Source organism: Streptomyces sp. CB02056 (assembly GCF_001905545.1).
Taxonomy (GTDB): domain Bacteria; phylum Actinomycetota; class Actinomycetes; order Streptomycetales; family Streptomycetaceae; genus Kitasatospora.
The window spans coordinates 459224-471720 of sequence record NZ_LIPD01000001.1 but is presented as its reverse complement, the minus strand read 5'-3'; the positions used below and the strand labels follow the sequence as shown (position 1 = coordinate 471720).

At 75.3% G+C, this 12497-nt stretch carries 9 protein-coding genes; 7 read left to right on the top strand and 2 right to left on the bottom strand.

The window, feature by feature from the left end; genetic code table 11:
- Positions 1–119 precede the first annotated feature (119 nt).
- The gene (locus tag AMK13_RS02040) at positions 120–626 is read right to left on the bottom strand and encodes a GNAT family N-acetyltransferase (protein ID WP_049658978.1); all 507 of its coding nucleotides are present in this window, start codon (positions 624–626) and stop codon (positions 120–122) included.
- A gap of 76 nt (positions 627–702) precedes the next feature.
- On the opposite strand from AMK13_RS02040, the gene AMK13_RS02035 reads away from it, so the two are divergent.
- From AMK13_RS02035 to AMK13_RS02025, 3 genes are all read left to right on the top strand, one after another.
- Positions 703–1608 carry a TIGR01777 family oxidoreductase gene (locus tag AMK13_RS02035; protein ID WP_074000879.1) on the top strand — a complete coding sequence of 302 codons (906 nt, stop codon included), beginning with the start codon at positions 703–705 and terminating at the stop codon, positions 1606–1608.
- A 527-nt stretch (positions 1609–2135) separates the two neighbouring features.
- Positions 2136–3467 (top strand): FAD-dependent oxidoreductase, encoded by a 1332-nt coding sequence (locus tag AMK13_RS02030; protein WP_074000878.1) that lies wholly within the window; start codon positions 2136–2138, stop codon positions 3465–3467.
- 194 nt (positions 3468–3661) lie between these two features.
- The gene (locus AMK13_RS02025) at positions 3662–4888 is read left to right on the top strand and encodes a cation:proton antiporter (RefSeq protein WP_074000877.1); all 1227 of its coding nucleotides are present in this window, start codon (positions 3662–3664) and stop codon (positions 4886–4888) included.
- A gap of 71 nt (positions 4889–4959) precedes the next feature.
- On the opposite strand, the gene AMK13_RS02020 is transcribed toward AMK13_RS02025, so the two are convergent.
- On the bottom strand, positions 4960–6882 hold the full coding sequence (locus tag AMK13_RS02020) for a regulator (RefSeq protein WP_241852714.1): 1923 nt from the start codon (positions 6880–6882) through the stop codon (positions 4960–4962).
- A 368-nt stretch (positions 6883–7250) separates the two neighbouring features.
- Between AMK13_RS02020 and AMK13_RS02015 the strand changes: the two genes are divergently transcribed.
- The 4 genes from AMK13_RS02015 to lipB all read left to right on the top strand — a co-directional run bounded on the left by AMK13_RS02015 (position 7251) and on the right by lipB (position 12475).
- On the top strand, positions 7251–8012 hold the full coding sequence (locus AMK13_RS02015; RefSeq protein ID WP_049659106.1) for a 3-hydroxybutyrate dehydrogenase: 762 nt from the start codon (positions 7251–7253) through the stop codon (positions 8010–8012).
- A gap of 153 nt (positions 8013–8165) precedes the next feature.
- The gene (locus tag AMK13_RS02010) at positions 8166–9545 is read left to right on the top strand and encodes an MFS transporter (protein WP_049659105.1); all 1380 of its coding nucleotides are present in this window, start codon (positions 8166–8168) and stop codon (positions 9543–9545) included.
- Positions 9546–9612: 67 nt separating this feature from the next.
- On the top strand, positions 9613–11553 hold the full coding sequence (locus AMK13_RS02005) for a helix-turn-helix domain-containing protein (RefSeq protein WP_074000876.1): 1941 nt from the start codon (positions 9613–9615) through the stop codon (positions 11551–11553).
- A gap of 151 nt (positions 11554–11704) precedes the next feature.
- Complete coding sequence (lipB, locus tag AMK13_RS02000; protein WP_049656811.1) at positions 11705–12475, top strand: lipoyl(octanoyl) transferase LipB; 771 nt, start codon at positions 11705–11707, stop codon at positions 12473–12475.
- Positions 12476–12497: the final 22 nt, after the last annotated feature.

The window sequence follows — 12497 nt, the reverse complement described above, 5'->3', positions numbered from 1 at the left end:
GACAGCGCGGAACCGTCACGACTCGGCACCGGCCCGGAACGCCGAACATCCGCCCGCGGCAAGCCTGTTCGGATCTTCGGCGCGGGCCCGGGCGGGCTCGGCGGGGTGCCGTCCGGGGCTCAGTCGGCCAGGCGGCGGGCCATCCAGACGTCGTCCACGTACCGGCCGTCGATGAGGAACTCCTCGGCCAGCGAGCCCTCGACGACGAAGCCGCAGCTCTCGTAGAGCCGACGGGCCGGGGCGTTCCAGCCGAGCACCCGCAGGGTCAGCTTGCGGGCGCCTTCGGCCCGGGCCGCCGCGCAGGCCGCCTCGACCAGCCGGCGGCCGATGCCCCGGCCGCGGACGGTGTCGTCGACGGCCAGGCCCTGGATCTGCCGGACGTGCCGGTTGCTCGCCAGCGGGGTGGCCGGGACCTGACGGACGTAGCCGACGATCCGGCCGTCCAGCACGGCCAGCAGGTACTGCTCGGCCGGGTGCCGCTCGTCGAAGACCGGGTCCTCGACGGGCGGTCGCGGGGAGACGTCGGACAGGACGGACCAGGCGGCATGGTTGAGGACGGCGAGTTCGCGCTCGTCCTCGCTCCGAGCCGTACGGATGATCAGATCGTCGTCAGGCATGCGCGTCATGCTAACGGGACGCATGCGAAGGTGACGGGCGGTCGGGAACACCGCGGGAGCGGGCGGGAGCTGCGAGGATGGGCGCATGCGCATCGCTGTCACGGGTTCCACGGGTTTGATCGGTTCGGCGCTCGTCCGCTCCCTGCTGGCGGACGGCCACGAGGTGGTCCGGCTGGTCCGGCACCGCTCGAAGACCGGCCCCCGGCCGGACGGCAGCACGGCGATCGGCTGGAACCCGCTGCTCGGCGAGGTCGAGCGGGACGGGCTGACCGGGGTCCAGGCCGTGGTGCACCTGGCCGGCGCCGGGGTCGGCGACCGCCGCTGGACGGACTCCTACAAGCGGGAGATCCGGGAGAGCCGGGCGTACGGCACCGAGACGCTGGCCGTCGCCCTGGCCGCGCTCAAGGAGCCGCCGCAGGTCCTGGTGAGCGCCTCCGCGGTCGGCTGGTACGGACAGACCGGCGACCGGGTGATCGACGAGGACTCCCCCGCCGGGGACGACTTCCTGGCCGAGGTCTGCCGGGAGTGGGAGGACGCCGCCAGGCCGGCCGAACGGGCCGGGATCCGGGTCGTCCACCCCCGCACCGGGATGGTGCTGTCCGCGGCCGGCGGGGCGGGCGGACGGCTCTTCCCGCTGTTCAAGCTGGGCCTCGGCGGGCGGCTCGGCAACGGGCGGCAGTACTGGAGCTTCATCTCGCTGCACGACGAGGTGGCCGCGCTGCGGTTCCTGATCGACCACGACGGCCTCTCCGGCGCCTTCAACCTCACCGCGCCGAACCCGGCGACCAACGCCGAGCTGACCACCGCGCTCGGGCGGGCGCTGCGGCGGCCGACGCCGTTCCCGGTGCCGGAGGCGGTGCTCAAGGCGGTGCTGGGCGAGCTGGCGGTCGAGGTGGTCGGCAGCCACCGGGTGGTGCCGCGGCGGCTGCTGGACGCGGGCTTCCGCTTCACCCACCCGGACGTGTACTCGGCGGTGCTCGCGGCGATGTGACGGGCCGGCGTGCGTGTGGCGGTGCTCGCGGCGATGTGACGGGCCGGCGTGCGTGCGGCGGTGCTCGCGGCGATGTGATCGGTGGGCGTGCGCGCGGGGGCGCGACGCCTGGGCGTGCGCGCGGCGGTGTGACGGATGGGTGCGCGCGCGGGCATGTGACGCGTGGGTGTGCGCGCGGGGCGTGCGGAGCCGTGCGTACTCCGACTGCGGCATCCACCCTGGCCAGCGGCATATGCCGGGCCCGGCCCGAGGGGGCCCGAGGAGGGGGCGCACGGGAGCACATGGTGGGCGCGTCGCACGCCCCCGGTGACCGTACGCTCCCGCCGACCCCCGAACCCGGCCACCACGGCGCACTGTCCGTGACCGCGCCCCCGCCCGGTGCCGCACAACCCTCCCCGGCCCTCGGATCCGGCCCGATGCGCTTGTCTGATGCTCGTACTGACTGGGCATCACCCTCCACGGACCGTGTCCCGGCACCCCGCTGCCTGCGTCGGCCGGAGCCCCGGGACCAGGGAGGGAGCACCCCAGTGCCCACGTACGACTTCACCCGCCGCGCCCGCCGGCCGTCCGACCCGGACGTCGTCGTGGTCGGCGCCGGACTCGCGGGCCTGGCCGCCGCCCGCGCGCTCACCGGCCACGGCCTCGACGTCCAGGTCCTGGAGACCACCGACCGGATCGGCGGCCGGATGGCCACCCGCGAACAGGACGGATTCCGGCTCGACGACGGCAGTCACCTGCTGAACACCGCCTTCCCCGAGCTGCGCCGCACGCTCGACCTCGACCGCCTCGACCTGCGCCCGCTCGCGCCCGGCGTGCTGGTGCACAGCGCCGGCCGCCGGTACCGCGCCGGGGACCCCCAGCTCGCCGTCGCCCGGCAGGCCGCCGCCCGGGCCCCGCTCGGCAGCCCGCTGGACAAGGCCCGGCTGGCCGGCCGGCTCGGCCGGCTCGCCACCACCCCGGTCGGCCGGCTCCAGGCCCGCCCGGAGACCACCGCCGCCCGCGCACTGGCCGGCCACGGCCTCGCCCAGCGCACCGTGGACGGCTTCCTGCGCCCGCTGCTCAGCGCGCTGCTCTCCGATCCGGCCCTCGGCACCAGCAGCCGGATCGCCGACCTGGTGCTGCGCTCGTACGCGCGCGGGCGGCTCTGTCTGCCCGCCGGCGGGATCGCGGCGGTACCGGCCCAGCTGGCCGCCGCCCTGCCCGCCGGAACCGTCCGCACCCGGGTGCAGGTCACCTCGATCGCCGCGGACGGCGTCGAGACCCTCGCGCACGGGCGGATCGGCGCCCAGGCCGTCATCGTCGCCACCGACGCCCGCTCCGCCACCGGACTGCTGCCCGGGCTGCGGCTGCCGGACTTCCACCCCGTCACGACCTTCTACCACGCGGCCGACACCGCCCCGCTGGGCGAGGCCGTCCTGCTGCTCGACGGCGACCGGCCGAACGGGCACCCGCCACTGGTCTCGCACTCGCTGGTGCTCAGCGAGCTGCACCCGTCCTACGCCCCGGCCGGCCAGGCGCTGATCGCCACCACCGTGCTCGGGCGGCGCGCCTTCGACGTGGGCGGCCCGGCCGGGCTGGAGCCGGCCGTCCGGGCCCGGCTGACCGAGCTGTACGACGTCCCGACCTCGGGCTGGCAGTTCCTCGGCGTACGGCACGTCCCGGACGCGCTGCCCGCGATGCCGCCGCCGCACAACCCCCGCCGCCCGGTGCGGCTGCTGGCCGGGCTGTACGTCGCCGGGGACCACCGGGACACCAGCACCGTGCAGGGCGCGCTGGTCTCCGGGCGGCGGGCGGCGCAGGCGGTCCTGGGCGACCTCGGCGTCCCGGCGGACGCCCGGGAGGCGGAGGCGGCGGCCTGACGGCGGCACGGGTGGCCGTCGGGGCGGTCCGAGCGGCGGGGCGGCAGGGGCGGCCGTTGCCACCGCCGGAGCGCATCGGGGCACCGGGACACACCAGCGGTCTGCCGGGGTGACAGACCGACGGCGTGCCAGGATGCCGGGGTGCCTGCTCTGACCGTTCATCGGATGGTTTCGACCGTTCGGCCGGTTGCGCGGTGAGCGCCGCCGCCCAGCCGCTGACCCTGATCCTGATCCCCGCCGCAGCCGTGGCCGCCCCGCTGCTCGCCGACCGGCTGCTGCGGTGGATCGCCGTCCCGACCGTCGTGTTCGAGATCGTGCTCGGCGTCCTGATCGGCCCGGACGTCCTGGGCTGGGCGCACGTCGACGGCCTGGTCGACGCGCTCTCCCAGTTCGGCCTGGCCATGCTGATGTTCCTGGCCGGCTACGAGATCGACTTCGCCAAGCTGCGCGGCGGCCCGCTGAAACGGGCGGGCACCGCGTGGCTGGTCTCGGTGGCCGTCGGGCTCGGCGTGGGCGCGCTGGTCAACCGGGACCCGCTGGACGGCGCCTTCGCCGGGCTGGTGCTCACCACCACGGCGCTCGGCACCATCCTGCCGATCCTCCGCGACTCCGGTGAACTGCCCACGCCCTTCGGCTCCCTGGTGATGGCCACCGGGGCGGTCGGCGAGTTCGGACCGATCATCGCGATCGCCGCCCTGCTCAGCGGCAACTCCCCGGCCCGCACGGCGGTCATCCTCGGGGCCTTCGCGGTGATCACCGCGCTCGCCGTGTTCGGCGCGCGCCGGCCTCGCCCGACCTGGGCCACCCGGCTGATCGAACGGACCCTGCGCACCTCCGGTCAGTTCGCGATCCGCGCGGTGATCCTGGTGCTGGCCGCCATGGTCGCCGCCGCGCTCTGGCTGGACCTCGACATGCTGCTCGGGGCCTTCGTCGCCGGGATCGTCTCCCGGCTGCTGCTGGCCGGCGTCCGGCAGGCCGAGGAGGAGGTGATCGAGGCCAAGCTGGAGGGCATCGGCTTCGGCTTCCTGGTGCCGGTGTTCTTCGTGGTCAGCGGGATGAACTTCGACCTGGACGCCCTGCTGGACGACCCGGGCACGCTGCTGCTGGTCCCGGTGTTCCTGCTGCTCTTCCTGGCCGTGCGCGGGCTGCCCGCCGCGCTGCTCGCCCCGGCCGGGCTCGGCCTGCGCGACCGCGCGGCGCTCGCGCTGTACGGGGCGACGGCGCTGCCGCTGGTCGTGGTGATCACCACCATCGAGGTGGACGCCGGGCACCTGCCGTCCTCCACCGCGGCGGCGCTGGTCGGCGCCGGGATGCTGTCGGTGCTGGTGTTCCCGCTGGCGGCGCATCGGGTGCGCGGCGGCGCGCGGCCGCCGGTGGCGGCCGACGCGGATCAGCCGAGGGTCCGGGCCGAGAGCTGGTAGGCCCGGGCCTCCGTACGCCGGGTGCGTGAGGCCCGTCCCCACGCACTCCGCCGGTCAGTTCACCTCCGCGCTCAGATCACTCCCGCCTGCCGGGCCGTTTCCTCGAAGGCGCGGGCCACCGGGCTGCCGCGGTAGGGGGTGAGGCGGCGGTGGAAGTCCCGGACGTACTCCAGCGAGCGGGCCGAGCGCATCTCCCCCGCCGCCCGCAGCGCGTCGGTGGCCATGGTGCACGCCTCGTCGAGGTCCCCCATGCCGAGCCGGGCCGTGGCCAGCACCAGGCGGCAGAAGATCCGGCTGCGGGCGTAGGCGGGCGAGCGCAGCCGCAGCGACTTCTCGGCGTGCTGCGCGGCCGTCCGCCACTGCTGGAGGTCGCGGTAGCAGTGGGCGAACTCGTCGGAGAGCTGGGCCTCGTCGAAGTACCGCGCCCAGGAGGGCAGTTCGTCGCCCGTCCGGGCCGCCGCCAGGGCGCGCTCGGCGCGCACCAGGGCGGTGGTGCAGGACCGGACGTCGCCCAGCAGGCCGTGCCCGCGCGCCTCGGCGGCGTGCATCAGCGACTGGACGACCGGCGGCACGGCGGTGCCCACGCCCTGTTGGGCGACCCTGGCGAGCTGGACCGCCTCCCGGCCGTGGCCGAGGTGGACGGCCTGCTGGCTCATCGTCACCAGCACGTAGCCGCCGAGCGCGCGGTCCCCGGCGGCCTGGGAGAGGCGCAGCGCCTGGACGAAGTAGCGCTGGGCGAGGCCGTGCGCGGCGATGTCGAAGGACGTCCAGCCGGCCAGCCTGGTGAGGTCGGCGACGGCGCCGAACAGGGCCCGGCCGATCTGCTCGCCGTAGCGGCCGCGCAGCATCGGCTCGGCCTCGCTCTCCAGGTAGCGGACCAGCGCCTGGCGGGCGTGGCCGCCGCCGTAGGCGTGGTCGAGCGCGCGGAAGAGGTCGCCGACGGCGCGGATGGCGGCGATGTCGCCGCGGCCGACCCGCAGGGTGGGGCGGGACTCGCGGGCCGGGTCGGTGTACGGCGGCTCGACGGCGACCGGCGGCCGGCGGCTCTGGATCGGCACCCGGCCGATGGTGGGGGCGGTGCCGGTCGTCCCGGCGGTGCTGCGCGCGGTGGGGGCCCCGGGGACGCCGGGGGCCGGGCCGCGCAACGGGCTCCCGGGGGACGCGCCGGGCGCACCCGGCGCCGGGGCGCCGGTGATGGCCGCGGAGGTGGCGCTGCCGGAGGGTGGACCGGTGGCGGTGTCCGGCCGGGCCAGGGTGGAGCCGTCCCGGGCGACCCGCTCGTCGGTGCGGCCGATCAGCCAGTCCCGGCTGGGGACGACCAGGCCGGCCGGGGTGAAGGCGATCCGGCGCAGCTCGGACTGCGGGCCGTTGTCCTTGCGCCACATGCTCGCCACGATGTCCACCGCCTCCTGCGGCGTCTCGGCGAACTCCAGGCCCGCGTAGACCGGGGCGCAGGCGTCCAGGCCGAGGTCCTGGGCGGTGAGGCGGCGGCCGAGCCGGCGGGTGAAGACCTCGGCGATCAGCGCCGGGGTGGCCCCGCGCGGCTGCTGGCCGCGCAGCCAGCGGGTGACCGAGGTCTTGTCGTAGCGCAGGTCGAGGCCGTGCTCCAGGCCGAGCTGGTCGACCCGGCGGGCCAGGCCCGCGTGCGAGAAGCCGGCCTCCTCGATCAGCGCCGCGAGCTGGCCGTTCTGCGGGGCCGGGCCGGAGTGGCCGGCGCCGCGGGCCGGGGCGGGCGCGACGGGGTTCTCGTGCCGGTCGGGTGTGGCCTGCACCGGCAGCCGCAGGTCGTCGGCGTCCGGGGCGTCGGCGGTCAACGTGTCGGTGGTCGACGCGTCGGCGGTCAGGGCGTCGGCCGTCAGCGTGTCGGCGGTCATGGCGTCGGCGGTCAGGGCGTCGGGGGCGTCCGGAAGGGTCCGGCCGACCGGACCTCGGTGCTGGCCGAGCGGGTCGAGCGGTCCGTACGCCGGGCTGTCGGTTGCAGGCCGTTGGGGCATGTCTGTCAACACCTCTCGGACGTCGCACCGGGCCTCACCAGCACTTCGGCGGCCTGGGGCGGCGCCCCCTGTCGGGAATCGGCGTGAATGTAGCGAGCATTCGGGCGCTATGGGTGGATCTGACCGAGCAATCCACCGAACGGGTGAAGCAACCGCGCCCATTGTGGGGAAGCGGAGCCGGGAGGGGTTTGGTCTTCCGTAGCCGAACCGTCGGTGGTTCCGGGGGCCTCTCCGAGGGCCTCTCCGAGGGTCGATCCGCCGTTCGGGCCGCGGGTCGCCGTCATGGCGGACGACGCCACAACCTGGCGGGATGCTGTGGCGGTCCGCCACATGGGAGCGGGGCCGCCGGATTCCTACCGTTCTGGGCCATGGACACCTCTACTGCCCGCCCGCTCGCCGGGCGCACGGCCATGGTCACCGGGGCCGCCTCGGGCATCGGCCGGGCCTGCGCCGAGGCCTTCGCCGGGGCCGGCGCCCGGGTCTACGTCGTCGACCTCGCGGCCGGCCCGGCCGAGGAGCTCGCCGAGCGGATCGGCGGCCGCGCGATCGTCACCGACCTCGCCGACCCCGGGGCCGTGGACGCCCTCCCGGACGACGCCGACATCGTCGTCAACAACGCGGGCCTCCAGCACGTCGCCCCCGTGCACGAGTTCCCGCCCGACCGCTTCACCCTCATCCAGCGCGTCATGGTCGAGGCCCCTTTCCGCATCCTGCGCCGCACCCTGCCGCACATGTACGAGCAGGGGTGGGGCCGGGTCGTCAACATCTCCTCCGTCCACGGCCTGCGCGCCAGCGCGTTCAAGTCCGCGTACGTCACCGCGAAGCACGCGCTGGAGGGCCTGAGCAAGACCGTCGCCCTGGAGGGCGCGCCGTACGGCGTCACCAGCAACTGCGTCAACCCGGGCTACGTCCGGACCCCCCTGGTGGAGAAGCAGATCGCCGCCCAGGCGCTCGCCCACGGCATCCCCGAGGACGAGGTGGTCGAGCGGATCATGCTCGACCGCACCGCCGTGAAGCGCCTCATCGAACCCGACGAGGTCGCCCAGCTCGCCCTCTGGCTCTGCTCCCCCGCCTCCTCCTACATCACCGGCGCCAGCCTCCCCGTCGACGGTGGCTGGACGGCGCACTGAGCGGCGGGCGCTCCGTGGTCCGGCCATCCCTCTCATAGGGAGAGCGGGCACATTCGACCCCGGGACTGTGTGGGCCGCCCACATAGTCCCGGGGTCGGCCGCTTCCTACCTTGTGGCGACATCGTCTCCCCCCTGGTTCTGGAAGTGGTGGCCATGAGCACCTCCGCACGAGGTACGGCGGCGAGCAGTTCACTCCCGAGAGTGGTGGCTGCGAGCCTGATCGGCACGACGATCGAGTGGTACGACTACTTCCTGTACGGAACGGCGGCGGCCCTGGTGTTCGGGAAGCTGTTCTTCCCGCACAGCGATCCGCTGACCGGGACGCTGCTCTCCTTCCTGACCTACGCGATCGGCTTCGCGGCGCGGCCGCTCGGGGCGCTGGTGTTCGGGCACTTCGGGGACCGGGTGGGGCGGAAGAAACTGCTGGTGGTGAGCCTGCTGCTGATGGGCGGGTCGACCACGGCGATCGGACTGCTGCCGACGTACGACTCGATCGGGGTCGCGGCGCCGGTGCTGCTGACGGTGCTGCGGCTGGTGCAGGGCTTCGCGCTCGGCGGCGAGTGGGGCGGCGCGGTGCTGCTGGTGTCGGAGCACGGGGACCAGCGGCGGCGGGGCTTCTGGGCGTCCTGGCCGCAGGGCGGGGCGCCGGCCGGGAACCTGCTGGCGGCCGGGGTGCTGTCGCTGATGACGGCGGTGCAGTCGGACGCGGCGTTCCTGGCCTGGGGCTGGCGGGTGCCGTTCCTGCTGTCGGCGGTGCTGGTCGCGGTCGGGATGTGGATCCGGCTCGCGGTGGACGAGTCGCCGCTGTTCAAGCAGGCGCTGGCGGCGCAGCAGTCCCGGAAGGCTCCCGAACGGCCGCCGCTGGTCGAGGTGTTGCGGAACCACTGGCGGGAGGTGCTGGTGGCCATGGGCGCGCGGATGGCGGAGAACATCTCCTATTACGTGATGACGACGTTCGTGCTCGTGTACGCCGTCAACCACGCCCACTTCTCCAAGCAGACCGCGCTGAACGCCGTGCTGGTCGCCTCCGCGATCCAGTTCGCGCTGATCCCGCTGTTCGGCGCGCTGTCCGACCGGGTCGGGCGCAGGCCGGTCTACCTGGTGGGCGCGGTCGGGGTGGGCGCCTGGGCCTTCGTCTTCTTCGGCCTGGTCGACACGAGGTCCTTCGGCTCACTGCTCGCCGCCGTGACCGTCGGACTGGTCTTCCACAGCGCCATGTACGCGCCCCAGGCCGCCTTCTTCTCCGAGCTGTTCGCGACCCGGATGCGGTACTCGGGCGCCTCGATCGGGGCCCAGTTCTCCTCCGTGGCGGCCGGCGCCCCGGCGCCGCTGATCGCCACCGCACTGCTCAAGGACTACGGCAGCGCCACCCCCATCGCGGTGTACGTCGCCATCGCGGCGGCGGTCACCGTCCTGGCGGTGCTCTGCGGCCGGGAGACCAGGGGCCTGGACCTCGCGGAGGTCGAGGGGCAGGCCGGCCAGGACGGCCCGGAGCCGGACGCCGCCGCGGCCGGAAGGCCCGCCGTCGTCTGAGGGCCGAGCCGGTACGATCGCGCTTTCTCGGAACCGACGGAACCGACGCCGATTGGCAGCACGCACCATGAACCACCCTCAGGAAAGCGCCGCGCCCGCGCTGCGGCGACTGCTCGACCTGCTCGCCTCCGGCGCCGCCACCGAGGACTTCGCCGACGTGCTGGCCGACGCCCGCCGCCGCGGGGCGTCGGCCGCCGTCCTCGCCGAGATCGACGACGCCACCTGGCAGGCCCTGCGGGTCCACCGCACCCTGCGTCAACACCGGCGCCGCGAAGCCGAGTTGACCGCCCTGTTCGACACCGCCGGGGACCTCGCCGCCTCCCGGGACCTGGACACCGTGCTCCAGGCGATCGTCCGCCGGGCCCGGATGCTGCTCGGCACCGACACCGCCTACCTGACCCTGCCGGACGAGGCCGCCGGGGACACCTACATGCGGGTCACCGACGGCTCGGTCTCCGTCCTGTTCCAGACCCTGCGGCTCAGCCTCGGCCACGGCCTGGGCGGGCTGGTCGCCCAGACCGCCCGCCCGTACGCCACCCCCGACTACCGCACCGACGAGCGCTTCCACCACACCGGCACGATCGACGCGGGCGTGCTGGACGAGGGCCTGGTGGCGATCATCGGGGTGCCGCTGCTGCTCGGCGGGCAGGTCATCGGCGTCCTGTTCGCCGCCGACCGCTCGCCGCGCGCCTTCTCCCCCGACGAGGTCGCGCTGCTCTGCTCGCTGGCCGCGCACGCCGCGATCGCCCTGGACACCGCCAAGTCGCTGGCCGACACCCGGGCCGCGCTCGCCGAGCTGAACGCCGCCAACGAGCTGGTCCGGGCCCACTCCGCCGCTGTCCAGCGCGCCGAGCAGGCCCACGACCGGCTCACCGACCTGGTGCTGCGCGGCGCCGAGGTACCGGACGTCGCCGCCGCCGTCGCCGCCCTGCTGGGCGGGGAGATAGCGGTCCTGGACGCCGAGGGCGAGCCGCTGGCCGGACGCTCCGCCCCCGCCGCCGAACTGGCCGAGGCGGTCGCCGCCTCCCGCGCCGAGGGCCGGTCCGTACGGCACCGCGAGCAGTGGGTCTGCGCGGTGCTGGCCGGGCACGACGCGCTCGGCACCATGGTGCTGCGCGGCCGCCCCGACCTCGACGACGCCGACCGGCGGCTGTTCGAGCGGGCCAGCGTGGTCACCGCCCTGCTCCTGCTGCTGCGCCGCTCCGTCGCCGAGACCGAGAACCGGATCCGCGGCGACCTGCTCACCGACCTGCTGACCGCCCCCGAGCGCGACCCGGCCGGGCTCACCGCCCGCGGCCGCCGGCTCGGCGTCGACCTCGCCCGGCCGCACCTGGTGCTGGTCGCGGAGCCGGCCGACGGGAAGACCGACGAGCGCGGACGGCTGGCCGGGGCGGCCCGGCGCTACCTGTTCGGCTCCCGGGGCGTCAGCGCCGAGCACGCTGAGACGGTGGTGCTGCTGACGCCCGTCGAGAGCGGCAGCGGCGGCAGTGGCAGCGGCAGCGCGGTCGGCGCCGGCGATCCCGAGGAGACCGCCCGACAGGCCGCCGAACGGCTGGCCCGGCTGGCCGGGTTCCCGGTCACCGTCGGCGCGGGCCGCCCGGCCGCCGGGCCGTCCGCGCTGGCCGCCTCCTACGGCGAGGGTCTGCGCTGCCTCCGGGCCCTGCGGGTGCTCGGCCGGGCCGGGGAGGGCGCCTCCGCCCGGGCGCTCGGCTTCCTCGGCGTGCTGCTCGGCGACGGCCACGACGTGGACGGCTTCGTCGGCGCGACGCTCGGCCCGCTGCTGGCCTACGACGCCCGGCGCGGCACCGAGCTGGTCCGCACCCTGCGCGCCTACTTCGACTGCGGCGGCAGCCTGACCAGGGCCAAGGACGAGCTGCACGTCCACGTGAACACGGTGGTCCAGCGGCTGGACCGGGTCGAGGCGCTGCTCGGGCGGGACTGGAACCAGCCGGAGCGGTCGCTGGAGCTCCAGCTCGCGCTGCGGCTGCAGCTGCTCGCGGGGGGCTGAGCGGGGCGAGCGGCTGGGCGAGCGGCTGGGCGGGGCCGCTGCCCGCAGGCGGCTGAAGGGGTTCGGACGGGCTGGGCGTACAGTGGCGAGGTTGGTCTCGAACGCCTGGCAAGGAGCGGCAGCGGTGAGCGAGAACGTGCGTTTTGTTCGCATGGGCATAGGTGAGCGGACCGTGCCCTACCAGGAGGCCTGGGAGGAGCAGCAGCGGCTGCACGCGCTGCGGGTCGCGGACGAGATCCCCGACACCGTCCTGCTCCTGGAGCACCAGTCGGTGTACACCATGGGCAAGCGCACCAACCCCGCCGACCTGCCGCTGGACGGCACCCCGGTGGTCGAGGTCAACCGCGGCGGGGAGATCACCTGGCACGGCCCCGGCCAGCTGGTCGGCTACCCGATCGTCAAGCTGCCCGACCCGATCGACGTCATCGCCTACGTCCGCCGGCTGGAGGAGGCGCTGATCCGCACCGCCGGCGAGTTCGGCATCGACTCCACCCGGGTCGAGGGCCGCAGCGGGGTCTGGGTGCTGGGCGAGTCCATCCCGGACGCCGTGGTGGACCCGGCGCAGGTCGTGGACATCGGCAAGCTGACCCTGCGGATGGGCCTGCCGCTCGGCATCGACCCGCGCCTGGCCGGCCCCGAGTACGCCCCCTCCAACGCCGGCCAGCGCGGGGACGACCGCAAGCTCGCCGCGATCGGCGTGCGGGTCGCCCGCGGGGTCACCATGCACGGCTTCGCGCTCAACTGCGACCCGGACATGACCTGGTTCGACAAGATCGTGCCGTGCGGCATCCGGGACGCGGGCGTCGCCTCGCTCACCGGCGAGCTGCGGCGCGGACTGTCCGCCGCCGAGGCGGCACCGGTGGTCGAGCGGCACCTGGCGGCCGTCCTCGCCGAGCTGCCGGAGCCGGCGCTCAGCCGCTGAGCCCCACCGCCCGGCTCCGGCG